This is a genomic window from Streptomyces ficellus (assembly GCF_009739905.1).
GTDB lineage: Bacteria > Actinomycetota > Actinomycetes > Streptomycetales > Streptomycetaceae > Streptomyces > Streptomyces ficellus_A.
The window spans coordinates 1251475-1275109 of sequence record NZ_CP034279.1; the positions used below are offsets into that span (position 1 = coordinate 1251475).

The 23635-nt window shown below is 74.3% G+C and carries 21 protein-coding genes; 7 read left to right on the forward strand and 14 right to left on the reverse strand.

From position 1 onward, the window contains the following. Window positions 1-6 precede the first annotated feature (6 nt). The 5 genes from EIZ62_RS05495 to EIZ62_RS05515 all read right to left on the reverse strand — a co-directional run bounded on the left by EIZ62_RS05495 (window position 7) and on the right by EIZ62_RS05515 (window position 5761). Window positions 7-513 carry an O-acetyl-ADP-ribose deacetylase gene (locus EIZ62_RS05495; RefSeq protein WP_156691590.1) on the reverse strand — a complete coding sequence of 169 codons (507 nt, stop codon included), beginning with the start codon at window positions 511-513 and terminating at the stop codon, window positions 7-9. Beyond that, window positions 510-1931 carry a phytoene desaturase family protein gene (locus EIZ62_RS05500; protein ID WP_156691591.1) on the reverse strand — a complete coding sequence of 474 codons (1422 nt, stop codon included), beginning with the start codon at window positions 1929-1931 and terminating at the stop codon, window positions 510-512. The genes EIZ62_RS05495 and EIZ62_RS05500 overlap by 4 nt, the downstream gene beginning before the upstream one ends. 122 nt (window positions 1932-2053) lie before the next feature. After that, window positions 2054-2887 carry an inositol monophosphatase family protein gene (locus EIZ62_RS05505; RefSeq protein ID WP_156691592.1) on the reverse strand — a complete coding sequence of 278 codons (834 nt, stop codon included), beginning with the start codon at window positions 2885-2887 and terminating at the stop codon, window positions 2054-2056. Between the two features lie 54 nt (window positions 2888-2941). Further along, the gene (locus EIZ62_RS05510) at window positions 2942-4735 is read right to left on the reverse strand and encodes a gamma-glutamyltransferase family protein (protein ID WP_156691593.1); all 1794 of its coding nucleotides are present in this window, start codon (window positions 4733-4735) and stop codon (window positions 2942-2944) included. Between the two features lie 39 nt (window positions 4736-4774). Further along, window positions 4775-5761: an SCO2400 family protein gene (locus tag EIZ62_RS05515; RefSeq protein ID WP_156691594.1), complete on the reverse strand. Its 987-nt coding sequence runs from the start codon at window positions 5759-5761 to the stop codon at window positions 4775-4777. A gap of 154 nt (window positions 5762-5915) precedes the next feature. Here EIZ62_RS05515 and lplAB point away from each other — a divergent pair, with 154 nt between their 5' ends. Continuing rightward, on the forward strand, window positions 5916-6971 hold the full coding sequence (gene lplAB / locus EIZ62_RS05520) for a lipoate-protein ligase LplAB (RefSeq protein ID WP_156691595.1): 1056 nt from the start codon (window positions 5916-5918) through the stop codon (window positions 6969-6971). Between the two features lie 176 nt (window positions 6972-7147). On the opposite strand, the gene EIZ62_RS05525 is transcribed toward lplAB, so the two are convergent. From EIZ62_RS05525 to EIZ62_RS05550, 6 genes are all read right to left on the reverse strand, one after another. Then, entirely contained in the window at window positions 7148-7729 is a 582-nt protein-coding gene (locus EIZ62_RS05525) for a YdeI/OmpD-associated family protein (protein ID WP_156691596.1), read from the reverse strand. 20 nt (window positions 7730-7749) lie between these two features. Continuing rightward, window positions 7750-8763 carry a TIGR03842 family LLM class F420-dependent oxidoreductase gene (locus EIZ62_RS05530; protein ID WP_156691597.1) on the reverse strand — a complete coding sequence of 338 codons (1014 nt, stop codon included), beginning with the start codon at window positions 8761-8763 and terminating at the stop codon, window positions 7750-7752. Window positions 8764-8774: 11 nt separating this feature from the next. Then, window positions 8775-10166, reverse strand: coding sequence for a dihydropyrimidinase (hydA, locus tag EIZ62_RS05535; protein ID WP_156691598.1), 1392 nt, complete (start codon window positions 10164-10166; stop codon window positions 8775-8777). A gap of 59 nt (window positions 10167-10225) precedes the next feature. Continuing rightward, on the reverse strand, window positions 10226-11524 hold the full coding sequence (locus EIZ62_RS05540; protein WP_156691599.1) for an aspartate aminotransferase family protein: 1299 nt from the start codon (window positions 11522-11524) through the stop codon (window positions 10226-10228). Beyond that, complete coding sequence (locus tag EIZ62_RS05545) at window positions 11521-12363, reverse strand: nitrilase-related carbon-nitrogen hydrolase (protein WP_156691600.1); 843 nt, start codon at window positions 12361-12363, stop codon at window positions 11521-11523. Before EIZ62_RS05545 ends, EIZ62_RS05540 begins: the two co-directional genes overlap by 4 nt. Window positions 12364-12625: 262 nt before the next feature. Further along, a complete protein-coding gene (locus EIZ62_RS05550) occupies window positions 12626-13018 on the reverse strand; it encodes a PPOX class F420-dependent oxidoreductase (RefSeq protein WP_156691601.1) in 393 nt (130 codons plus the stop codon). 90 nt (window positions 13019-13108) lie between these two features. Between EIZ62_RS05550 and EIZ62_RS05555 the strand changes: the two genes are divergently transcribed. After that, window positions 13109-13537 (forward strand): hypothetical protein, encoded by a 429-nt coding sequence (locus EIZ62_RS05555; RefSeq protein WP_156691602.1) that lies wholly within the window; start codon window positions 13109-13111, stop codon window positions 13535-13537. On the opposite strand, the gene EIZ62_RS05560 is transcribed toward EIZ62_RS05555, so the two are convergent. Beyond that, window positions 13534-13785, reverse strand: coding sequence for a helix-turn-helix domain-containing protein (locus EIZ62_RS05560; RefSeq protein WP_156691603.1), 252 nt, complete (start codon window positions 13783-13785; stop codon window positions 13534-13536). The two genes, EIZ62_RS05555 and EIZ62_RS05560, sit on opposite strands and share 4 nt — an antisense overlap. Window positions 13786-13817: 32 nt before the next feature. Between EIZ62_RS05560 and map the strand changes: the two genes are divergently transcribed. From map to EIZ62_RS05585, 5 genes are all read left to right on the forward strand, one after another. Beyond that, the gene (gene map, locus EIZ62_RS05565) at window positions 13818-14585 is read left to right on the forward strand and encodes a type I methionyl aminopeptidase (RefSeq protein ID WP_156691604.1); all 768 of its coding nucleotides are present in this window, start codon (window positions 13818-13820) and stop codon (window positions 14583-14585) included. 195 nt (window positions 14586-14780) lie between these two features. Continuing rightward, complete coding sequence (locus EIZ62_RS05570; RefSeq protein WP_156691605.1) at window positions 14781-16865, forward strand: SpoIIE family protein phosphatase; 2085 nt, start codon at window positions 14781-14783, stop codon at window positions 16863-16865. 293 nt (window positions 16866-17158) lie between these two features. Further along, window positions 17159-18466 carry a uracil-xanthine permease family protein gene (locus EIZ62_RS05575; protein ID WP_156696223.1) on the forward strand — a complete coding sequence of 436 codons (1308 nt, stop codon included), beginning with the start codon at window positions 17159-17161 and terminating at the stop codon, window positions 18464-18466. Continuing rightward, window positions 18463-19848, forward strand: a complete 1386-nt coding sequence (locus tag EIZ62_RS05580; protein ID WP_156691606.1) for an amidohydrolase family protein — start codon at window positions 18463-18465, stop codon at window positions 19846-19848. Before EIZ62_RS05575 ends, EIZ62_RS05580 begins: the two co-directional genes overlap by 4 nt. Beyond that, entirely contained in the window at window positions 19845-20555 is a 711-nt protein-coding gene (locus EIZ62_RS05585; RefSeq protein ID WP_156691607.1) for a sulfite exporter TauE/SafE family protein, read from the forward strand. The genes EIZ62_RS05580 and EIZ62_RS05585 overlap by 4 nt, the downstream gene beginning before the upstream one ends. A 25-nt stretch (window positions 20556-20580) precedes the next feature. Here EIZ62_RS05585 and EIZ62_RS05590 read toward each other — a convergent pair whose 3' ends face one another. Together EIZ62_RS05590 and ggt are read right to left on the reverse strand one after the other, a co-directional pair. After that, a complete protein-coding gene (locus tag EIZ62_RS05590) occupies window positions 20581-21621 on the reverse strand; it encodes a LacI family DNA-binding transcriptional regulator (RefSeq protein ID WP_156691608.1) in 1041 nt (346 codons plus the stop codon). 107 nt (window positions 21622-21728) lie between these two features. Then, a complete protein-coding gene (ggt, locus tag EIZ62_RS05595) occupies window positions 21729-23537 on the reverse strand; it encodes a gamma-glutamyltransferase (RefSeq protein WP_156691609.1) in 1809 nt (602 codons plus the stop codon). Window positions 23538-23635: the final 98 nt, after the last annotated feature.

Below are 23635 nucleotides of genomic sequence, written 5' to 3' on the forward strand. Positions count from 1 at the left end.
CGGGCGCTACCGGAGGCGGGCGGCGAACGCCTCGTGGGCCCGGTCGTCGAAGAGGACGAACCGGACCTCCTCCACCGAGGTCCGCGCCGCCTTCACGGTGTCCACGGCGATACGGGCGGCGTCCTCCATGGGCCAGCGGTAGACGCCCGTCGAGATGGCGGGGAACGCGACGGTACGGGCGCCTAGTTCATCGGCGACGCGCAGGGACTCGCGGTAGCAGGAGGCCAGTGGCTCCGGGTCGCTGTCGGCGCCCTGGTGCACGGGGCCGACGGTGTGGATGACCCAGCGGGCGTGCAGCCGTCCGGCGGTGGTGGCGACGGCCTGCCCGGTGGGCAGGCCGCGGCCGAACCGGGAGGCGCGCAGGGCGCGGCACTCGGCGAGGATGTCGGGGCCGCCCTTGCGGTGGATCGCGCCGTCGACGCCTCCGCCGCCCAGGAGGGAGGAGTTGGCGGCGTTGACGAGGGCGTCGGCGTGCTGCTCGGTGATGTCGCCGCGGACGAGGGTGATCTTCACCGTCGGGCCTTACGCAGGTGGCGCCAGACCGCCTTCGCCGCGTTGTGGCCCGACATACCGTGCACTCCGGGGCCGGGCGGGGTGGCGGAGGAGCAGAGGAAGACGGCGGGGTGCGGGGTGCTGTACGGGAAGACGGACACCCGGGGGCGCAGCAGCAGTTGGATGCCGGACGCCGCGCCGCAGGCGATGTCCCCGCCGACGTAGTTGGCGTTGCGCGCGGCGAGCTGGGGCGGGCCGGCGGTGGCGCGGGCGAGGACGAGGTCGCGGAAGCCGGGGGCGAACCGCTCGATCTGCCGCTCGACGGCGTCGGTGAGGTCGCCCTCCCAGGCGTGCGGGACGTGCCCGTACGCCCAGAAGACGTGTTTGCCCTCGGGTGCGCGGGACGGGTCGACGAGACTGGGCTGGGCGGTGATGAGGAACGGGGCGCGGGGCGCGGTGCCGCCGGACGCCTGGTCCAGGGCGGTGCCGATCTCGCGGCTGCTCGGCCCCACTTGGACGGTGCCGGCACGGCGGGGTTCGGCGGCGGTCCAGGGGACGGGGCCGTCCAGCGCGTAGTCGATCTTGTAGACGGAGGCGCCGTAGCGGTACCGGTCGTAGTAGCGGCCGAGGCCGGCGATGCGGGCCAGCGCGGTGGGCGAGGTGTCGAAGACGTACGCGCGGGCGGGCGGCAGGTCGTCGAGCCGCTTCACCTCGTAGGAGGTGTGCACGCTGCCGCCGAGGTCCCGGACGTACGCGGCCAGGGCGTCGGAGATCGCCTGGGAGCCGCCGCGGGGCAGCGGCCAGCCGCCGGCGTGGGCGGCCAGCGCGAAGACGAGCCCGATCGCGCTGGTGGCCGGGCCGCCGAGCGGGGCGATGACGTGCGCGACGAGCCCCGCGAACAGGGCGCGGGCCCGGTCGTCGCGGAAGCGGCGCATCAGCCAGGTGGACGGGGGCAGGCCGTCGATGCCGAAGCGGGCGAGGGTGACCGGGTCGCGCGGGAGGGCCGTGAGGGGCAGCGACATGAAGTCGCGGGCCAGGGTGTCCCACTTGCCGAGGTACGGCGCGACGAGACGGCGGTACGTACCGGCGTCGCGGGGGCCGAAGGAGGCGGCCGTCTCGGAGACGGAGCGCGACAGCACCGCGGCCGTGCCGTCGTCGAAGGGGTGCGCCATGGGCAGCTCGGGGTGCAGCCACTCCAGTCCGTACCGGTCGAGCGGCATGGCCTTGAAGGCGGGCGACCCGGCGCCCAGCGGGTGCACGGCGGAGCACGGGTCGTGCCGGAAGCCGGGCAGCGTGAGCTCCTCGGTCCTGGCCCCGCCTCCGACCGTGTCGAGGGCCTCGAACACGGCGACGGAGAACCCGCGGCGGGCCAGCTCGGCGGCGGCGGTCAGTCCGTTGGGCCCCGCCCCCACGACGACGGCATCGAGCATCGACGGCACGTTGGGACTCCTTCGTCAGCCGATGGCCAAGGTATCTCAGGATATTGGGCCGCCGGGCGGCACCGGACGGCGGGAGGGCGCTGCCGGGAGGGGCCCGCCGCCCCGCGCGTCCTTGAGAGCGCCTACCCGGCGGCCAGCAGGGCGCGTATGCGGTCGGCCGTGGCCCGGTCGCGGGCGGCGGTGAAGGGCAGGGCGTTGCCGCCGGTGACGCGGAACGGGGCGCCCGTCAGCGTGGCATGGGCACCGCCGGCCTCCTCGACCAGGAGCAGACCCGCCGCGTGGTCCCAGGCGTACTCCCACGAGAACGCCACCGCGTCCAGGTCGCCCCGGGCCACCGCCAGGTACTCCAGGCCCGCCGAACCGCACGGGCGGGGGCGGACGCCCTCGGTGTCGAGGGCGAGGAGCGCCGCCTTCTGCTCGGGCGTGGTGTAGTCGGGGTGGGACGTCGCCACCTCCAGCGCCGCGCCGGGCGCGGGCGCACCCGACCGGATCTCCTCGCCGTTCACCCGGGCGCCCCGGCCGCGCACCGCCACGGCCATCTCCTCCCGCGCCGGGGCGTACGTCCACGAGGCCAGGACCTCACCGCGCACGGCCAGCGCGACGAGCGTGCAGAAGCCGGGGTCGCCGTGCGCGAAGTGCCAGGTGCCGTCGACCGGGTCGACGATCCACACCGGCGCGTCACCCCGCAGCGCCTCGTAGACCGCGGGGTCGGCGTGCACCGACTCCTCGCCGACGACGACGGAGCCGGGCAGCAGCGCCGTGAGCGACGCGGTCAGGTGGGCCTCGGCGGCCCGGTCGGCGACCGTCACGAGGTCGTGCGGGCCGCTCTTCTCGACTATCTGGTGGGTGGCGAGCTTGCGCCAGCGCGGTACGACTTCGGCGGCGGCCGCCGCGCGCACCGCCTCCTCGGCCGCGGCGGACAGGGTCCCGGATCCGTCGAGAAGTTCATCGATCATGTGTCCAGCTAAGCACGGCGCACTGACAACCCGGGACCGGTCCGGTGATCCGGGTCAGCGGCCCACCGCGTAGCCCTGCATGCCGCGGGGGTTGGCCGCGGCCGACAGGACGCCGGTGCCCGGGTCGCGGGCCACCGCGCACAGCCGCCCCTCCGACCAGGGCCCGCCGACCGTGACGTCGTGGCCGCGGCGGCGCAGGTCGTCGACGACGGCCGCGTCCATCCGCGACTCGACGGTGAGCGAGCCGGGCCGCATGCCACGCGGGTGGAAGGAGCCGGGGAAGCCGTCGGTGTGCCAGTCGGGCGCGTCGATGGCGGCCTGGAGGTCCAGCCCGCCGTGTGCGAGGGCGAGGAAGAAGTGCAGTTGCCACTGGTCCTGCTGGTCGCCGCCCGGCGTGCCGAACGCCATGACCGGCACCCCGTCGCGCAGGGCCAGGGACGGGCTGAGCGTGGTGCGGGGGCGGCGGCCGGGCGTCAGCGAGTTCGGCAGGCCGGGGTCCAGCCAGGCCATCTGGAGCCGGGTGCCGAGCGGGAAGCCCAGTTCGGGCACGACGGGGTTGGACTGGAGCCAGCCGCCGCTGGGCGTGGCCGCGACCATGTTGCCCCACCGGTCGACGACGTCGATGTGGCACGTGTCGCCCCGGGTGGTGCCGTCCGGGGCGACCGTCGGCTCCCCGGCACCGGCGGCGGTCGGCACGGCCGGCGCGCCGGGGCCGGGCCGGCCCTGGGCGACTCCGGCGGCGTGGCCGCTCAGCCGGGGCGCACGGCCGCCGGGGCTGCCGGGGCGCAGCTCGTACGAGGCCTTCTCCCCCACCAGGGCCCGCCGTTCGGCGTTGTAGGGGGCGGACAGCAGTGTCTCGACCGGGACGTCGGCGGCGTCCCCGTACCAGGCCTCGCGGTCCGCCATGGCGAGCTTGCAGCCCTCGACGAGCAGGTGGACGTAATCGGCCGAGCCGTACGGGGGCAATTCGTCGGGGAGCAGGGCGAGTTGCTGGAGGAACACCGGTCCCTGGCTCCAGCCGCCCGGCTTGCACACGGTCCAGCCGTTCCAGTCGTACGTGACCGGATCCTCGTACACCGCGGACCAGGCCGCCAGGTCGGCGGCGGTCAGGGTGCCCGTGTGCCGGGCGCCGCTGGTGTCCATGGTGGGGCGCCCGGCCTGCCGGACGAGCGCCTCGGCGACGAACCCGCCGCGCCAGATGCGGCGGGCGGCCTCGATCTGGCCGGTCCGGTCGTCGCCGGCCTCGGCCCTCGCCTCGTCGACGAGGCGGCGCCAGGTGCGGGCGAGCGCCAGATTGCGGAACAGCCGCCCGGGGGCGGGCGGCCGGCCGCCGGGGAGGTACACCTCGGCGGAGGTGGTCCACTCGTTCTCGAAGAGGGCGCGTACGGTCTCCACCATCGCGCCGACCCGCTCCACGGGCGCGTGCCCGTCCTCGGCGTACCCGACGGCGTACCGCAGCACCTGGGCGAGGGTCTTGGTGCCGTGGTCGCGCAGCAGCACCATCCACGCGTCGAACGCGCCCGGCACGGCGGCGGCCAGCGGCCCGGTGCCGGCCACCAGGTCGAGGCCCAGGGCGCGGTAGTGCCCGACGGTCGCGCCGGCGGGCGCGGGGCCCTGACCGCACAGCACCCGGACCGGCCGCCCGGCGGGCGCGAGGACGACCGGCACCTCCCCGGCCGGTCCGTTGAGGTGCGGCTCGACGACGTGCAGGACGAACCCGGCGGCGACGGCGGCGTCGAAGGCGTTGCCGCCGTCCTCCAGGACGGCCATGGCCGACTGGGAGGCGAGCCAGTGCGTGGAGGACACCATCCCGAAGGTGCCCTGGAGGGTGGGTCGGGTGGTGAACATACGGCCGGTCACCTCACTGTGGCGGGAACGGCGTTCAGGCTAGCCGCCCGCGGGGGCGGGGGCGGCCGGTCCGGCGGCCCTTGCGGGCGGCGCCCGACACGCGTCACCCGAGGCACACGACGAGCAGGCAGGCCTGGGGCGGTGACGCCGGGTCCTGGGCCGGGGGGCCGGGCAGCAGGTCGCCCAGGGACGTGCCGCCGCCGGCGGGGTCCTCGGCGCCGGGGGCTCCTCCGGGGCGGGGGCTCCTGGGGCGGGGGCCCCGGGCTCCTCCGGTGCGGGGGTCCGGGGCGCGGGGGCGGTGGGTGCGGGGGTTCCGGCGGTCTCGGTGCGGGGCGGCGGTGCGTCCGGGGCGCCGGGCCGGGGCGACGCAGGGGTCTGGGCGGCGGTCGCGGGGGTCCCGGGCGCCGACGGTCCGGACCGCCCCGCCCGGCCGGGGTCGGCGTGGCGGGCCGGGGTGCCCCCCGCCCGGGCGGCCGCCGGGGGCGGCGTGCCGACGGACCGGTCGGCGCCCGCCGGGGGCGACGTCACGTCCCCGGCCGCCCGCTGGGAGCCGGGCGCGGGCGCGGTGGACGGATCGGACGGCGGGGCCGCGTGGGCGTGGCCGGCGGAGGGCTTGGCACTCGGCAGGGCGGCGAGGGTGAGGCCGCCACCGACGAGGGCGACGGCCGTGGCGGCGACCGCCCGGCGCCGGTGCTTCTTCCACCGCGCGAGCTGGCGGCGCCGGGCCGCACGGCCCTGTCCCGTGGACGCGGCTCCCCCGGGCGCCGCGTTCTCGTCCGGGGTGCCGGGGTGCGGGGCGGCCGGGCCCGGCGCGGTGGTCGGCGTGTCGCCGTACCCCTGCGGAGCCGGAAGGTCTTCCGTCGTGACGGCGAGCGTCGGGGCGGTGGAGGCGACGGCGCTGTGGAGACGCCCGGCGGCGGGGGCGATGTCCGGTGCGTACGCGCCGCATCCCGGACACACGAACGCCCCGTTGAGGTTCCGGCGGCACGCGGAGCAGTAGTCCATCGACGATCTTTCTGTGGTCACGTTCACACACGGGATCGAGCGGCCAGTAACGCTAACGGCGCTTCCCGGAGGCGGTGCGCAGCCCGTGTGACGCTCCTGGGGAGATGTGGCGCGGGGAGCCGCGTGAAAGGCTGACGGGACGGTCGGTTCGGGGACGGACGGGAGATGTGCGGACGTGCACGGCGAATACAAGGTTCCGGGCGGAAAGCTGGTGGTCGTCGACCTCGACGCGGAGGACGGCGTCCTGCGCCGGGTGAGGGTCGGCGGGGACTTCTTCCTGGAGCCCGACGAGGCCCTCCAGGCCATCGACGGGGCTCTGGAGGGCGCCCCCGCGGACACCGACGCGTCGGGGCTCGCCGCCCGGATCGACGCGGCGCTGCCGCCCGGGACGCAGATGTTCGGGCTCACGACCGAGGGCATCGGGGTCGCCGTGCGGCGGGCCCTGGCCCATGCGACCGACTGGACCGACTACGACTGGCGGCTCGTCCACGACGGCCCGCAGGAACCCGCCCTGCACATGGCGCTCGACGAGGTCCTCACCGGCGAGGTCGCCACCGGGCGCCGGCCACCGACCCTGCGCGTGTGGGAATGGGGCGCCCCGGCCGTGGTCATCGGAAGCTTCCAGTCGTTGCGCAACGAGGTGGACGCGGAGGCGGCCGCGCGGCACGGGATCGGCGTCGTGCGCCGGATCAGCGGCGGCGGGGCCATGTTCATCGAGCCGGGCAACACCATCACGTACTCGCTGTCCGTGCCGGACGCGCTGGTGCAGGGGCTGTCGTTCACCGACAGCTACGCCTATCTCGACGACTGGGTGCTGGGCGCGCTCGGCGACATGGGCATCAAGGCCTGGTACCAGCCGCTGAACGACATCGCCACCGAGGCCGGGAAGATCGCCGGGGCGGCGCAGAAGCGGCTCGCCGGCGGGGACGGGGCCGTGCTGCACCACGTGACCATGGCGTACGACATCGACGCGGACAAGATGACGGAGGTGCTCCGCATCGGCCGGGAGAAGCTCTCCGACAAGGGCACCAGGAGCGCGAAGAAGCGGGTCGATCCGCTGCGCCGCCAGACGGGCCTGCCGCGGGAGACGGTGATCGAGCGGATGATCGGCTCCTTCCGCGAGCGGTACGGCCTCTCCGAGGGCGGGGTCACGGACGACGAGATGGCACGCGCGCGTGAGCTGGCGCGGACGAAGTTCGCCTCGCCGGAGTGGACCGCCCGGGTGCCGTGACGCGGGCGCACCCCGCGCGGCCACTACCGGGCGCCGCACCACAACGCGCGCTCCTTCACCCCGGACGGCTACCTCCGCACCGGCACCGTGGCGCGCCGCACCCCCGGCGGCGACCTGGTGGTGGCCGGCTGCGCGGACGACGCCCACGGCTGACGACGCGACGGCCCGCGGGGGCGTCACTCCGGTGGGGTGTCCGCCGCTCGCAGGGCGGTCAGGGCGCGGTCCAGCCGGGCCGTGCGGCTTTCCGGTGTGACGGCCTGGAGCAGCGGGAGCATGACCTGGTACCGGCCGGACCGGTCGAGCGCCGCGAACGCGCGCGCGGCGGCGGGGTCCGCGTCGAGTGCCGCGGCGAGGTCCTCGGGGACGGTGGCCGTGCGCTGGGAGGCGTACGCGGCGGCCCACCGGCCGTCCGCCCGCGCCTTGCGCACCTCGGCCAGGCCGGGTTCGCGCATCCGGCCGGCGGCGGTCAGCGCCTCCACCTTCTCGACGTTCACCCGCGACCACAGGCTGCGGGGCCGGCGGGGCACGTACTTCTGTACGTAGTGCCGCGCGTCGAGCGACCGGCGCTGACCGGAGATCCAGCCGTAGCAGAGGCCGATGTCGACCAGTTCGTCGGCGGTGACCGAGGGGATGCCCGAGTTCTTCTTGGCCACCTTGATCCACACGCCTTCGTGGCGGGTGTGGTTCCCGGCCAGCCAGTCCTCGAACGCCTCGCCGCCGGCGCAGCTGATGACCTCGACCCCGTCGATCTCGTCCATGCGGCCAGGTTATCGCCGGGTCACCGGGAGGGGGGCTGGGTGAGGGCGGGGATGATCTCGGCTCCGTAGGCGTCGATGACCTGCTCGCGCGCGTCGTGCATGGCGTACACGGCGAACTGGTCGACTCCCAGAGCCCGCAGCGCCTTCAGCCGCTCGATGTGGGCAGACGGGGGGCCCAGCAGGCAGAACCGGTCGACGATCTCGTCCGGGACGAAGGCGGTGGAGGGGTTGTCGGCGCGCCCGTGGTGGCTGTAGTCGTACCCCTCGCGGGCCTTGATGTAGTCGGTGAGCGCCTCGGGCACCAGGCCGGAGTGCTCGCCGTAGCGGGCCACCAGGTCGGCGACGTGGTTGCCGACCATCCCGCCGAACCAGCGGCACTGCTCGCGGGCGTGTGCCAGGTCGTCGCCGACGTAGGCGGGCGCCGCGACGCAGATGGTGACGGACGACGGGTCGCGGCCCGCGTCGGCGGCGGCCTGCCGTACCGCCTTGACCATCCATTCGGTCAGGAACGGGTCGGCGAGCTGGAGGATGAAGCCGTCGGCCTTCTGCCCGGCGAGGGCGAGCGCCTTCGGCCCGTACGCGGCCATCCAGACCGGCAGGTGGCCGTCCCTCACCCACGGGATGCGGACGGGGCTGCCGTCGACCGTGGCCTCCCGGCCCTCGGCGAGGTCGCGGATGACGTCGATCGCCTCGCCGAGCCGGGCGAGCGTGTTGGGTTTGCGGCCGGCGACGCGCATGGCGGAGTCGCCGCGGCCGATGCCGCACACGGTCCGGTTGCCGTACATGTCGTTGAGGGTGGCGAAGGTGGAGGCCGTGACCTCCCAGGTGCGGGTGCCGGGGTTGGTGACCATCGGGCCGACGACGAGCTTGCGGGTGTGTTCCAGGATCCGGCTGTAGATGACGAACGGTTCCTGCCAGAGCACGGCGGAGTCGAAGGTCCAGCCGTAGCGGAAGCCGTTGCGTTCCGCGCGCCGCATCAGGCCGACGACGGCGGAACCGGGCGGGTCGGTCTGCAGGACGAGTCCGAAGTCCACGTCGCGTTCTCCTAGTTCAGGTACTGGCAGGTGGAGCGGGGGGTGAAGCAGCCGTGTCCGGCGCGGCCGGTGTACTTCCGGTCCTCGACGACGACCTCGCCGCGCGAGAGGACGGTCCGCACCTGGCCGGTGACGGTCCTGCCCTCGTAGGCCGAGTAGTCGACGTTCATGTGGTGGGTGGCGGCGGAGATCGTCTGCTGGGCGTGCGGGTCGTAGATGACGATGTCGGCGTCGGAGCCGGGCGCGATGGTGCCCTTCTGCGGGTAGAGCCCGAACATCCGGGCCGGGGTCGCGCAGGCGATCTCGATCCAGCGGCGGCGGCCGATGTGGCCGTCGACGACGGCCTGGTGGAGCAGGTCCATGCGGTTCTCCACCCCCGGGAGGCCGTTGGGGATCTTGGAGAAGTCGCCGCGGCCCAGTTCCTTCTGCCCGGAGAAGCAGAAGGGGCAATGGTCGGTGGAGACGACCTGGAGGTCGTTGGTGCGCAGGCCGCGCCACAGCGCCGCCTGGTGCTCCCGGGGCCTGAGCGGCGTGGAGCAGACGTACTTGGCGCCCTCGAAGCCGGGCTCGGCGAGGTTGTCGGTGGACAGGAACAGGTACTGGGGGCAGGTCTCGCCGAAGACGGGCAGCCCCTTGTCGCGGGCGGCGGCGAGTTCGGCGACGGCCTCCTCGGCGGAGACGTGCACGACGTAGAGGGGCGCCCCGGCGACGCGGGCGAGCTGGATGGCGCGGTGGGTGGCCTCGGCCTCCAGCAGCACCTTGCGGACCTCGCCGTGGTGGCGGGGGTCGGTCTCGCCGCGCGCGAGGGCCTGTTCGACGAGGACGTCGATCGCGATGCCGTTCTCGGCGTGCATCATGATCAGGCCGCCGGTCTCACCGGCGCGCTGCATGGCCCGCAGGATCTGCCCGTCGTCCGAGTAGAAGACGCCGGGGTAGGCCATGAACAGTTTGACCGAGCTGACGCCCTGCTCGACGAGCCTGCCCATCTCGCGCAGCGTCGACTCGTTGACGTCCGACACGATCATGTGGAAGCCGTAGTCGACGGCGCACTGCCCGTCGGCCTTGGCGTGCCAGGCGTCGAGCCCGGCGGCCAGCGACGACCCCTTGGGCTGCACCGCGAAGTCGATGATGGTGGTCGTCCCGCCCCATGCCGCGGCCCGGGTGCCCGTCTCGAACGAGTCGGAGGCGAAGGTGCCGCCGAACGGCAGCTCCATGTGGGTGTGCGCGTCGACCCCGCCGGGGATCACGTACTGCTGCGACGCGTCGATGACGCGGTCGGCGGTCCACGCCTGGGTTCCCGGCGTCGCCATCGCCACGACCCGGCCGTGCTCGATCAGTACGTCCGCGTGTGTTTCGTCCGTGGCGGTGATCACCAGTCCGCCGGTAATCAGAGTCCGGGTCATGCCGGGAAGTCCCTTCGGTGAGAGGTCGTCGCCGGGGAGGGGAGGCGGGCCGGCGGCGCTTACACGGAACGCAGGGCGCGTTCGAGGATCGCGGCGCCTTCCTCGGCCTCGGCGACGGTCAGCGAGAGCGGTGGGGCGATGCGCAGGGCGCTGGTGTCGTGGCCGCCGCCCTTGCCGATGAGCAGGCCGCCCTCGCGGGCCGCTTCGAGGACGGCGGCCGCGGCCCGCGGGTTCGCCTCGTCCGTGCCGGGTTTCACCAGTTCGATGCCGAGCATCAGGCCGCGGCCCCGTACCTCGCGTACGTGGGCGCAGCCGGCGGTGGCCGCGCGGAGGCGCTCGGCGAGCAGCCCGCCGACGCGCCGGGCGTTGCCTTGGAGGTCGTGTTCGAGGAGGTACGAGAGGTTGGCGAGACCGGCGGCCATGGTGACGGGCGAGCCGCCGAACGTCGAGATGGAGTTGGCGTTCAGGCAGTTCATGACCTCCGCGCGGGCGACGACACCGCCGATGGACATGCCGTTGCCGATGCCCTTGGCGAAGGTGAGGACGTCGGGCGGGCCGCTCGCGGCGTGGGCCTGCCAGCCCCAGAAGTGCTCGCCGGTGCGGCCCCAGCCGGTCTGCACCTCGTCGGCGATCCACAGGATGCCGCGGGGGGCGAGGACCTCGCGGAAGGCGGCGTACAGCCCGTCGGGCGGGGAGGTGAAGCCGCCGACGCCCTGGATCGGCTCGGCGATCAGCGCGGCGACGTCGCCGGTGTGCCCCAGCAGGTCCTCGAGGTCGGCGACGCACGCCTCGATGAACCGGGCGTCGGACAGGTGCGCGTAAGGGCCGCGGCCGCGGACGCCGCCGTGCACGTACAGCGTCTGGAGCGGCGACAGGGTGGTGGGCGACCAGGCGCGGTTGCCGGTGACGGACACGGCCGAGAAGGACCTGCCGTGGTAGCTGTTGCGCATCGCCAGGATCTGGTTGGTGCGGCGGTGGGCGGTGGCCAGCAGCAGGGCGGTGTCGTTCGCCTCCGTACCGGAGGTGGTGAAGAAGACGCGGGCGTCGGGGATGCCGGAGAGGTGCGCGACGCGCTCGGCGAGCTCCACCATGGGGCGGTTGAGGTAGAGGGTGGAGGAGTGGATGATCCGGCCGGCCTGCTCGGTGATCGCCTTGGTGACCTCGGGGAGGGCGTGGGCGGTCATGGTGGTGAGGATGCCGCCGAAGAAGTCGAGGTAGCGCCTGCCGGTGCTGTCCCAGACGTACCGCCCCTCGCCGTGGGTGATCTCGACGGGGTCCTGGTAGTAGAGGGAGACCCAGTCGGGGATGACGGCCCTGTGGCGGGCGAGCAGGTCGTTCGTGTGGCGGTCGCTCGTCACGGCTGCACCAGCCCCTCGTACGCGTCGGGGCGCCGGTCCCGGTAGAACGCCCAGGTCTGCCGTACGTCGTCGATGAGCCGGAAGTCGAGGTCGCGGACGACGAGTTCCTCCTCCTTGTCGGAGGCGACGTCGCCGACGAACCGGCCGCGCGGGTCGACGAAGTAGCTGGTGCCGTAGAAGTCGTTGTCGCCGTACTCCTCCTGCCCGACGCGGTTGATGGCGGCCACGTAGTAGAGGTTGGCGACGGCGGCGGCCGGCTGCTCCAGCTGCCAGAGGTGGGACGACAGCCCGCGGTGGGTGGCGGAGGGGTTGAAGACGAGCTGGGCTCCGTTCAGGCCGAGTTGGCGCCAGCCCTCGGGGAAGTGCCGGTCGTAGCAGATGTAGACGCCGACGCGGCCGACGGCCGTGTCGAAGACCGGCCAGCCGAGGTTGCCCGGCCTGAAGTAGTACTTCTCCCAGAAGCCCCTGACCTGCGGGATGTGGTGCTTGCGGTACTTGCCGAGGTAGGAGCCGTCGGCGTCGATCACGGCGGCGGTGTTGTAGTAGAAGCCGGGCCCCTCGATCTCGAAGACCGGCACGACGATCACCATGCCGGTCTCCCGGGCGAGGTCCTGCATGCGCCGTACGGTCGGGCCGTCGGGGACGGGCTCGGCCCAGCGGTGGTGCTCCGGCTCCTGGACCTGGCAGAAGTACGGGGCGTTGAACACCTCTTGGAAACCGATGACCTTGGCGCCCTGCCGGGCCGCCTCGCGGGCGTGCTCCTCATGCTTGGCGATCATTGATTCGGTGTCGCCGGTCCAGGTGGCCTGGACGAGGGCGGCGCGCACGACGTGGGACATGAGCTGCTCCTTCGGCACGGCGTCAGAGAGCCTCTACGCACGTAGACACGGTGCGTAGGAAGCGAACGTAAGCCTCGTCACACCCCTGGGCAAGACCGCCGCCGTCAACCGCCGGAGTCGATCATGTTTCGTACCCGAGTGGTCCACATCGGGCACCTCATGCCGGTTGCCGGTCAGGTGTCACCGCCGGGCCGGACACGGTGACCGGGCGGGGGCAGTGCGACAGCGCCGGAGGCCGACAGTCGCGCCGAGCGCCCGCGGGTTACCCCGGCTCGCCGTCCGGGAACGTCACCGCGATGCCCACGTGCGGCCGCCTGCCGAGCCGCACGAGGGTCGCCGGCAGGTCGACCAGCCAGAACTGGACGCCGTACTTGCGGGATAGGAGCTTCCGTACGCCCCTGGTGTCGTCCAGCAGCCGCGCCGTTCCCCCGGCGGTGGCCGCGCCCTCCGCGACCCGGCCGCGCACGTCGCACGCGGTGACGACGACCCGGGTGTCGCGGCGCAGGCGCTTGACCTTCCAGGAGTCCGCGCGCGTCCACACGTACAACTCGTCGCCGTCCACCGCGTACCAGACCGGTGTGGCGACCCCCGTACCGTCCTTGCGGAACGTGGTCAGGCTGACGTAGCGGCCGTGCCGCAGCGCTTCGGGTATCACGACGGCGAGCCTACGCCCCGGTGGTGCGGGGCGCTGTCGTCTTCACGACGGGCCGGTTCCCGGCGGGTCCGGCCCGGGCAGTGCACCACCATGACACCCTCACCGTGCCGAGTCCCGCCGGACCGGGACCTCGACGTCACCAGGGCGGTCCTCACCGTGGGCCGTGACCTCGGCGTCTCCGCGAAGGTCATGCTGGCCGCGTTCGAGGCCGGCTGGGTCGAGTCGCACATGAACAACCTGGACTGCGGCGACAAGGACTCGCTCGGCGTCTTCCAGCAACGCCCCAGCCAGGGCTGGGGGACGCCCGAGCAGATCCGGCGGGTGCCGTACGCGGCCCGGCGGTTCTTCGAGCGGGCCGTGGCCGTCGAGCGGCGGGCGCCCCACCTCAGCGCGGGCGAAACGGCCCAGGAGGTGCAGCGCTCCGCCCACCCGGAGAGGTACGACGCGGCGGAGGCGAAGGCCCGGGAACTCCTGGAGGAGGCCACGGCGGCGGGCGCTCCCCTGGCGGGTGCCGGCTAGGACGGCACCAGCGCGCACCGGGTGACGAGGTCGTCCATGGACAGCCCCAGCACTCCCGCCAGCGCCGCGACGGTGAAGAAGGCGGGGGTCGGGGCCCGGCCCGTCTCGATCTTGCGGAGCGTCTCCGCCGAGAGCCCGGCGGCCGCCGCGACCTCGGCCATGCTGCGCGGACCGCGCGCTTCGCGCAGCAACTGCCCGAGGCGTTCGCCGCGTTCGCGCTCTTCGGGGGTGAGAGGAGTACGGACCATGCCCCCATACTAATACCGGTATAGTAATTGGCATGGTGGAGATCAAGACCGATGCCTCCCTGGAGGCCATGCGCGCGTCCGGCCGGGTCGTCGCGGAGGCGCTGGCGGCCGTGCGCGACGCGGCGGCGCCCGGCGTGACCCTGGACGAACTGGACCTGGCCGCCCGCGCGGTGCTGCGCGACGCGGGCGCCTCGTCGCCCTTCCTGGGCTACCGCCCCGACTGGGCCCCGGTGCCCTTCCCCGCGGTGATCTGCGCGTCGGTGAACGACGCCGTGGTGCACGGCGTCCCGGACGGCCGCCGGCTGCGCGACGGCGACCTCGTCAGCATCGACTGCGGTGCCGTCCTGGACGGCTGGGCCGGGGACGCTGCGATCAGCTTCACGGTCGGCCGGGCGCGCCCGGCGGACACGCGGCTGATCGACACGGCGTACGAGGCCCTCGACGCGGGCATCGCGGCCGCCCGCGTGGGCAACCGCGTGGGCGACATCGCGCACGCGATCGGCCGCGTCTGCCGCGCCGCCGGATACGGCATCCCGGACGGGTTCGGCGGCCACGGCATCGGGCGCCGCATGCACGAGGACCCCGGCGTGCCGAACGAGGGCCGGCCGGGTCGCGGGATGCCGCTGCGCCACGGCATGGTGATCGCCCTCGAACCGATGCTGATCGCGGGCGGTGGCGACGACCACCGCACAGACCACGACGGCTGGACGATCCGCACCCGGGACGGCAGCCGCGCGGCGCACGTGGAACACACGGTGGCGATCACCCACGAGGGGCCACGGGTGCTGACGGCGCTGTAGGCGGGGGCGGCGGGCGGGGCGTGGCCGTGGTGGCCGCGCGGTCGTTGCCGTGCGCCGGTGCGGGTGCGGTGCACCCCGCGGGTGCGTGGGCCGGGCGCTTCCGCGTGCCGTGGGCGGGTGGGGTCGCGACAATGGACGGGGACGTGGCCGGGTGTGCCGGGGTCGCGGCCCGCCCATGGTGGAAGGGGCGTCCGGATGGCCGCGGAGCAGCCGGTCGGTGCGGAGTCCTCCCGCACGGTCAGGTCCGAGTACGGAACGCTGCTGGAGCAGGTCGCGGTGGCGGTGTTCGGTCTGGACGTGGACCACCGGATCCGGTTCTGGGGGCCCGGCGCGCAGCGGCTGTTCGGCCACGAGGCCCCGGACGTGCTGTCGCGTCACGGTTCCGTGCTGTTCCCCGGCCCGGAGGACCCACCGCCGGCTCCGGGAGCGCCCGGCCACGACGATCCGGCGGCGCTGCTGGTGGGGCGGGGCATGGAGCACGGGTACTGGCGGGTCCGGCTGCCGGCCCGGCACCGCGACGGCACCGTGTTCGACTGCGGGTTCCGGGTGTTCCCGGTGAGCGGTCCCGGCGACGGGGTCGTCCTGGCGCTCGCCAGCCGGGGCGACGAACTGGACCGGGTGAAGACCAACCTGGCGTTCCTCGACGCGCTCTTCGAGACCTGCCCGATCGGGCTGGTCATGCTCGACGAGGACCTGCGGTTCCTGCACCTGAACCAGGCGCTCGCGGACATGGACGGCCTCGGTGTCGCCGAGCACCTCGGGCGGCGCGTGGACGACGTCATGATCACCCGGGACGGCGGCGAGTTCCTCGGCCTGCTGCGCGCGGTGGTGGAGGGCGGCCCGCCCGTGGTGGGGACGCTGGTCGGGATGCGCGGGGCCGGGCGGCCCGATCACGACCAGGTGCGGTCGGTGAGCCTCTTCCCGCTGAGCGGGGCGGTGGGCAGCCGCACCGGGGTGGGCGGGGTCCTGCTGGACGTGACCGACCGGGAGCACGCCGTCGTCGAGGCGACCGCGGCGCGGCAGCGGCTGGACCTGCTGGACCGGGCCAGCCGGTCCATCGGCCGCACGCTCGACGTCGGGGTGACCGCCCGCGAGCTGGTCGACGCCTCCGTACCGGCCTTCTGCGACGCCGCCGTCGTGGAGGTCGTACAGGGGCCGGACGACAACGAGGTGTTCGACCCGTCCCTTCCCCTGGACACGCACCGCATCGCGTGGGGCACGGTGCTCCCGCCGCCCGCCGACGAGCTGGTCGGCGGACTGGAGTTCGTCTCCTACCCTCCCGGCTCCACCGTGCACGACATGGTGTCCACCGGCCGCCCGGTCGTCGTGCCGGTCGACGAGGACTTCGTGTCCCGCACCGTGGCCCACCGGGACCGGGCCCGGCTGCTGAGGGAGAGCGGGCTCGTGTGCCTGCTGATGGCCCCGCTCATCGCCCGCGGGGCGGTCCGCGGGATCGCGATGTTCGGCCGCTCGGCCGCCCGGCCGGGCTTCACCGCCGAGGACGCCGCGCTCGCCGGTGAGCTCGCCTCCCGCGCCGCGCTCTGCCTGGACAACGCCCGCCTGTACAGCCGTGTGCAGGACGCCGCCCTCACCCTCCAGCGGGCGCTGCTGCCCACCGCCCCGGCCACGAGCCCGTACGTGGACGTCGCCCACCGTTACGTGCCCGGGAGCCGGGCCAGCGAGGTGGGCGGCGACTGGTACGACGTGGTCCACCAGCCCGGCAACCGGGTCGCCCTGATCGTGGGGGACGTGATGGGGCACGGCGTCCGCGCGGCGGCGGCCATGGGGCGGCTCCGCATCACCGCCAAGGCCGTCGCCCGGCACGTCCCGGAACCCTCCGCGCTCCTCGCCGAGCTGGAGGTGTGCGCCCAGGAGGCGGGGATCGAGCTGGCGACCTGCCTCTACCTCGTGTACGACCCCGACACCGGACGCGCACGCGTCGCCAACGCCGGGCACCCTCCCCCGATGGTGATCCGCCCGGACGGATCGGTCGGCACCGTGGAAGCGCCGGCCGGCATCCCCCTGGGCGTCGGCGGGTGCGCGTTCGACTCGACGGACGTCGAACTGCCCGACGGCGCGCTCCTCGCCCTCTACACCGACGGGCTCGTCGAGGCGCGCGGGCAGGACATCGACGTCGGCATGGCGGCGCTGTGGGCCGCGCTCGGCCGTGCGCGCGGGTCCCTGGAGGACATGGCCGACCAGGTCCTCGGCGACCTCCTGCCCGGCCGGGTCTCCGACGACACGGTGCTGGTGCTCGCGCGGGTGCGCCGCGCCGGGTAGCCGCCGCCGGGGCGGAATCGAGCCCTACGGATCCCTTGACGCGCCTGTTCGGGCCTCACATACTGGCGGCCAAATCGATTTGGCCCGCCGGTCCACTCCCGTCTCGGGTGGACCGCGGGCCAAAGCCGGAGCGAGCCGAACGGAGCTCGAACGTGTCCAGTCCCCACTCCACGCCCCACGTCCCGTCGTCCCCACCGGGGCCGGCCGCCGGGCCGGGTACCGCCCCCGAACCGGCAACCCCGCCCGCACCCGACACCCCCGCCACCGCCGCCACCCCCGACGCCCCCCACCCGGTGGACGAGTCGCGGCCGCTCGGCCGGATCCTGCTGTTCGGGCTCCAGCACGTGCTCGTCATGGCCGCCACGCCCATCTCGGCGATCTTCCTGATGAGCGCCACGCTGCGGCTGGACGCCGGGCTCACGGTCGACCTGCTCTCGGCCGCGTTCGTCCTGTCCGGGATCGGATCGCTGATCCAGTCGCTCGGGCCGTGGAAGTTCGGCCCGAAGCTGCCGTTCGTCATGCTGCCCGGCGGGGCGCCACTGATCCTGTTCCTGGCCATCGCCGAACAGCACGGGCTGCCCACCGCGAGCGGGGCCGTGATCCTCACCGCCGCGTTCTACTTCGTCGTCCTGCCCGTCTTCTCCCGGCTGCTGGCGTTCTTCCCCGCTCTGGTCATCGGCACGATGATCGTGATCGTCGGGATCAACCTGGTGAAGGTCGGGGCGGTGCTCGTCACCGGCCGGCCCGGCCGGCCCGGCTTCGCCGACCCCACCAACCTGCTGCTCGGCATGGCCACGATCGGCTTCACCGTCGCGTTCTACTGGCTGTTCACCGGCGTGGTGCGCCAACTGGCCGTGATGCTGGGCCTGATCGCCGGGACGGTCCTCGCCGTCGTCATGGGCGGCGTCGACTTCGGCACGGCCGCCGAGGGCGGACTGCTGAACCTCCCGCAGGCCCTGCCGTTCGGCTCGCCCGAGTTCAACCTGGTCGCCGCACTGCCCCTGATGCTGTACAGCCTCGCCTCCATGGCGGAGGCCACCGGCCAGACCGTGATCAACGCGGAGGCGGTGGGCAAGGAGGTCGACCGGCGCAGGGACGTGCCGAAGACGATCAGGGGCGACGCGGTCACCTCGCTGTTCGGCGGCTTCTTCGGACTGCCGCTGATGGTGACCAGCGGCGAGAACATCGGCATCGTCCGGGTCACCGGCGTACGCAGCCGGTACGTCACCGCCGCGGCCGGCGTCGTACTGATCGTCATCGGCTTCCTGGCCCCGGTCACCCGGGCGATCAGCGTCATCCCGTCGGCCGTCGTGGGCGGCACCGCGATGGTGGTCTTCGCCGTGATCACCGTGCTCGGTGTGCAGATGCTCGGCCGCGCCGAACTCGACCGGCACACCAACACCTTCATCTGCGCCGTCGCCCTGGCACTCGGCCTGCTGCCGATCCTCATCCCCGGTGTGTACGGCGGCTTCCCGCCCAACGCCCGGATCCTCCTGGAGAGCGGGGTCGCGGTCGGCGCCGTCACGGCCGCCGTCCTCAACGTCCTGTTTCACCACGTCCGGCTGCCCCGCCCCCGTACCCGTACCGAAAGTGACCGATGAACGACTTCACCGCCGACCGCCTCCTCAGCGACGACGGCGTGCTCCTCCTCACCCCCGACGCGGTGTTCACACCGGACGGGCCGAAGGACCACTACGCGGCCGTCGTCGCGGGCGGCACCTTCCGCGCGGTCGGCCCCGCCGAGCAGGTGGAGCGCAACCACCCGCACCTGACGCCCGTCCGGTTGCCGGGGCACGTCCTGATGCCGGGCTTCGTCGACGCCCACCACCACCTGACGCAGAGCTTCGGCGCCGCCCTGGCCTTCGGGGAGCCGTCGGAGATCTTCCGCCGCGTGTGGGTGCCGCTCGAAGGCGCCCTGGACGAGGAGGCGGTGTACGTGGCGGCGAAGCTGGCCGCCCTCGAATCGCTGCGCGGCGGGTTCACCACGGTCGCCGACGCGGGCACCCGGGCGGCGGTGGACGTGGAACTCGTCGCCGCCGCCGCGCGGGACGCCGGCATCCGCTGCGTACTCGGCCTGGTCTGCAACGACGCGGACGGGGACACCGACACGGCGCTCGCCGGCGCGGAGAAGCACCTCACCCGGTACGGCGCCGAGGAGCTGATCCACCCGTCCCTCGCCGTCTCCGTCCCGGAGGCCGCGACCGCCCGCACCCTGCACCACACCGCCCGGCTCGCCGCCGAAGCGGGCGCGGTCGTCCAGATCCACGTCAACGAGCACCTCGCCGGCGTGGAGCGCTCCCTGGTCGAGCACGGGCTGCGCCCCCTGGAGTACCTGCACCACGTGGGCGCTCTGGGTCCGCAGCTGCTGGCCGCGCACGCCACCCTGGTCACGCCCCGGGAGGTCACCCTGCTCGCCGACAGCGGGGCGGCCATCAGCTACAACCCCGTGGCCAGCGCCTGGAAGGGCAACGCGGTCGCCCCGGCGACGACGATGGCCGAGCGGGGCATCCGCTTCGGCCTGGGCACGGACGGCACCCGGGGCGACGCCTTCCGGCTGGCCGACGCGGCCGAGTTCGCGCAGCGCCTCAGCTACGGCCTGGCCACCGGCGACTCGTCGTGCGGCGCGGGCTGGACGTGGCTGGACCGCGCCTCCCGGGGCGGCGCGGACGCGGTCGGGCTCGACGCCCTGACCGGCCGGATCGCGGCCGGCGCCGCCGCCGACTTCCTGCTCGTCGACGTGTCGGCTCCCGAGACGGCGCTGTCCCGGGACCTGCCCTGGGAGCTGGTACGGCGCGGCAACCGCGACCAGATCAGCGCCGTGTTCGTGGCCGGCCGGCTGCGCGCGTGGCACGGGTGGCCGACGGACTGGGACGGACCGGCGCTGGTGCGGCGGGCGGCGGAACTGGCCCACGACGTCATGCTCCGCGCACCCGTCACCCGGGTCCACCCCACGTCCACCGACGCCTGGGCGGCCTGCTCGTGAGTACGGAGACGGTGGTCGTCCTCGCCGTGACGGTGGCCCTCGCCGCGTTCGTCCAGGGTGCGAGCGGACTGGGCTTCGCCCTGATCGTCGCGCCGGTGGCGGGGCTGCTGGACCCGGGCCTGGTGCCCGTGTTCGTCCTGGCGTCGATGATTCCGCTCAACCTGTACGTGGCGTGGCGCGAGCGTGCCGCGCTGGACCTGCGGGGCGCCGGCTGGATCACGGCCGCGCGCCTCGCGGCCACCCCGGGAGGGCTGGCGCTGCTGTGGGCGATCCCCGAGCAGCGGCTCGGCCTCTTCGTGGGCGTGGCGACCGTCCTCGCGGCGGTGGTGAGCCTGGCCGCGCCCGCGTTCACCCCCGGGCGGGGCGCGTACGTGGGCGCGGGCGTGGTCACCGGCCTGACGGAGACGGCGACGGGCGTGGGCGGCCCACCGCTGGCGCTGGTGTACCAGCACCGGCCGCCGGCCGAACTGCGGGCGACGGTCGCCGTCTGCTTCCTGGTCGGCGAAGTGGCCTCGCTGGTCCTCCTGTTCGCCACGGGCCGGGGCGACGCGGCCCAGCTGGGCTGGGCGGCCGCGCTCCTGCCCGCCCTGGCCGTCGGCGCCTGGCTGAGCCGCCTGGTCCACCAGCGCCTCGACGCCCGGCGGATGCGCCTGTTCGTCCTGGCCTTCGCCCTGGTCTCCGGCACGGTGCTCATGCTCGGGCTGTGAGCCGGGCGCGATCGCCTTCGTGGGCTCACGCCCGTGCGGTGCCCCGCAGGGACGAGGCCCGGGCGACGACGCGTGGTTCGGGTGCGGTGGCGGGCGGGGTGGCGGGCTCGCCGCGGAGGCGGGCGAGCAGGAGTTCCACGGCGTCGGCGGCGGCGCGGTCCAGTTGCAGGTCCACCGCGGTGAGCGGGGGCTCGCTGGTCCGGGCGCGGAGCCCGTCGTACCGGGTGACGACCATGATGTCGTCCGGGACACGGCGACCGCTGTCGTGGATGGCGCGGACGGCTCCGACCGCGAAGGCGTCCACCAGCGCGCACACGGCGTCCGTGTCGGGGTGGTCGGAGAGCAGGGCGGCGCAGGCGTCGTACCCGGCCTGTTCGCCGCCCTGCTCGGGGGCCGTGGCGACGACGGGCGCCCAGCCGTGCTCGGCCGCGGCGCGCAGGTACGCGGCGCGGGCGTCGACGGCGGAGTGCCGGGAGCCGGCGCCGATGAGGAGCGCCGGCCGGCGGGCGCCCTGTTCTCGCAGGTGGGCCAGGAGCAGGTCGACGACGAGTCCGCCGCGCAGGTCGACGTACGGGGAGTCGTCCCCCTCCGCCATGGGGCGCCCGAGCGCCACGTACGGCAGTCCCCGCTCGCGCAGTTGCGCCACGGCGATGTCGTCCCGGTCGGGCTCGACGACGATGGCGCCGTCGATGTCGACCGAGTACAGCGCGGAGCCGGACCGCACGGGCGGTACGAGCACGAGGGCGTACCCGTGGAGCAGGGCCCGTTCGGCCGCGGCGGCGGCGACCTCCATGTAGAACCCGAGCCGGGAGGGGCCGCCGGCGACCGCGAAGGGCATCGACGAGGCCAGCGCGATGGCCTTGGCCTCGCCGCGCCGCAGCCGCTGCGCGCGCAGGTTGGGCCGGTAGCCGAGTTCGGCGGCGACCTGCTTGATGCGTTCCCGCGTCCGGGGGTCGACCTTGCCGATCCCGTTCAGGGCGTGCGAGACGGTCGTCCGCGACACCGACGCGGCGCGGGCCACGTCGGCGATCGTGGGCGGCCTGGATCCGTTGCCGGGCGTGGCCATCTGCGCGGGACGCTCCTCGCTGCTGGTCGGTGCGGGTGACGAGACCATCCTCGCCGACGGGGGCCGGTCACCGGAAGGAGCGTCCCACTGCCCGGCTGCTCCGGCTGCTACGGCCGGCCGGCCGGGTGGACCACCATGGCCGAGCCGCCGCCGCGGCGGGTCTTCTCGGCGGCGGCGAGCCAGCGGCCGTCCGGGAGGCGCTGGACGCCGGTCGCGGCGCCGATCTCGGGGTTCTCGCGGAAGGCGTGGCCCAGGGCCTCGAGCTTCGCGCGCAGCGGGCTGTCGTAGAGCGCGGGTTCGAGTTCCGTGGTCGGCTGGTTGCGCTGGCTGGCGCGCGGGGCGGCGATCGCCTCGACGAGCGGGAGGTCGCGGTCGACCACGCCGGTCAGGGTCTGGAGCACGGTCGTGATGATGGTCGCGCCGCCCGGCGAGCCGAGGGCCAGGACGGGGCGGTCGCGGTGGTCCAGGACGATCGTGGGCGACATGGAGGAGCGGGGGCGCTTGCCGGGGCCCGGGAGGTTCGGGTCGTGGACGGCCGGGTCGGCGGGCGCGAAGGAGAAGTCCGTCAGCTCGTTGTTGAGCAGGAAGCCCCGGCCGGGCACGGTGATGCCGCTGCCGCCGGTGGACTCGATGGTGAGGGTGTAGGCGACGACGTTGCCCCACTTGTCGGACGCGGTCAGGTGGGTGGTGTTCTCGCCCTCGTACGTCGTCGGCGCGGCCTTGCCGCCCGTGCCGCACGGCTTGGGCCTGCGCGGGTCGCCGGGGGCGAGCGGGCTCTTCAGCACCGCGTCGTCGCGGATCAGACAGGCGCGCGAGTCGGCGAAGCGCTGCGACAGCAGGCCCTTCACGGGTACGTCCTCGAAGGCCGGGTCGCCGACCCACCGGCCGCGGTCGGCGAACGAGACGCGGCTGGCCTCGATGAACCGGTGCAGGTACTGCGTCCCGGACAGGGCCGAGAGGTCGGTGCGCTCCAGGATGTTGAGCGCCTCGCCCACGGTCGTGCCGCCCGACGACGAGGGCGCCATGCCGTAGACGTCCAGGCCGCGGTACGACATCTTGGTCGGCTTGCGCCACACCGTCTCGTAGCGGGCCAGGTCGCGTTCCGTCAGGTCACCGGCGCGCACGTTGCGCGTGGCGCCGTCCCGTACGGGCGGGTTGCGCACGGTGCGGACGATGTCGCGGGCCAGCTCGCCCCGGTACATCGCCCCCACGCCCTGGCGGCCCAGTTTCTCGTAGGTGCGCGCGAGATCCGGGTTCTTGAGGGTCGAGCCGACGACGGGCAGCCGCCCGCCCGGAAGGAACAGTCCGGCCGTGGCGGGGAAGTCCCGGAACCGCGCCTCGTTGGCCTGGGTCTGCGACCGGAACGTGGCGTCGACGGTGAAGCCGTCGCGCGCCAGCCGCTCGGCCGGCTTGAGCAGGTCCCGCAGCGACTTGCTGCCCCACGCGTCGAGCGCGGTGTCCCAGGTGGCGGGCGTGCCGGGGGCGCCGACGCTCAGCCCGCTGGTCATGCCCTCCTCGAAGGGGAGGGGCTTGCCGTTCTCGTCGAGGAAGAGCGACGCGTCCGCGGAGAGGGGCGCCGTCTCGCGGCCGTCGATGGTGTGCACGGTGCGGGTCCTCGCGTCGTAGTACACGAAGTAGCCACCGCCGCCGATGCCCGCCGAGTACGGCTCGGTGACGCCGAGGGCCGCGGCGGTGGCGACCGCCGCGTCCACGGCGTTGCCGCCGCGCCGCAGCACCTCGATGCCGGCGGCGGACGCGTCGGGGTCCACGCTCGCGACGGCCCCGCCGTGCCCGACCGCCACCGGTTCCTTGACGGGTGTCGTCCGTTCCGTCGGCGGCGGCGCGGCGGCACCGACGGACAGGACCGTGACGGCGACAGCGGTGAGCGAGACGTTACGTACGTGGGACCGACGCATCCGTACCTCCAGTCAACGACCGTCCGGGCAGCCTAACTTCGCGGGCAGCACCGTGCCAGGACCGCCTCGAACCACGTTCCGCTCCCCCGCTACCATGC

Coding starts and splice junctions, on each gene's coding strand:
- EIZ62_RS05505 (WP_156691592.1), bottom strand. CDS start 2,887: ATGATCGATGAACTTCTCGACGGATCCGGGACCCTGTCCGCCGCGGCC.
- EIZ62_RS05510 (WP_156691593.1), bottom strand. CDS start 4,735: ATGTTCACCACCCGACCCACCCTCCAGGGCACCTTCGGGATGGTGTCC.
- EIZ62_RS05525 (WP_156691596.1), bottom strand. CDS start 7,729: ATGGACGAGATCGACGGGGTCGAGGTCATCAGCTGCGCCGGCGGCGAG.
- hydA (WP_156691598.1), bottom strand. CDS start 10,166: ATGACCCGGACTCTGATTACCGGCGGACTGGTGATCACCGCCACGGAC.
- EIZ62_RS05545 (WP_156691600.1), bottom strand. CDS start 12,363: ATGTCCCACGTCGTGCGCGCCGCCCTCGTCCAGGCCACCTGGACCGGC.
- EIZ62_RS05555 (WP_156691602.1), top strand. CDS start 13,109: ATGACACCCTCACCGTGCCGAGTCCCGCCGGACCGGGACCTCGACGTC.
- EIZ62_RS05560 (WP_156691603.1), bottom strand. CDS start 13,785: ATGGTCCGTACTCCTCTCACCCCCGAAGAGCGCGAACGCGGCGAACGC.
- map (WP_156691604.1), top strand. CDS start 13,818: ATGGTGGAGATCAAGACCGATGCCTCCCTGGAGGCCATGCGCGCGTCC.
- EIZ62_RS05570 (WP_156691605.1), top strand. CDS start 14,781: ATGGCCGCGGAGCAGCCGGTCGGTGCGGAGTCCTCCCGCACGGTCAGG.
- EIZ62_RS05580 (WP_156691606.1), top strand. CDS start 18,463: ATGAACGACTTCACCGCCGACCGCCTCCTCAGCGACGACGGCGTGCTC.
- EIZ62_RS05590 (WP_156691608.1), bottom strand. CDS start 21,621: ATGGCCACGCCCGGCAACGGATCCAGGCCGCCCACGATCGCCGACGTG.
- ggt (WP_156691609.1), bottom strand. CDS start 23,537: ATGCGTCGGTCCCACGTACGTAACGTCTCGCTCACCGCTGTCGCCGTC.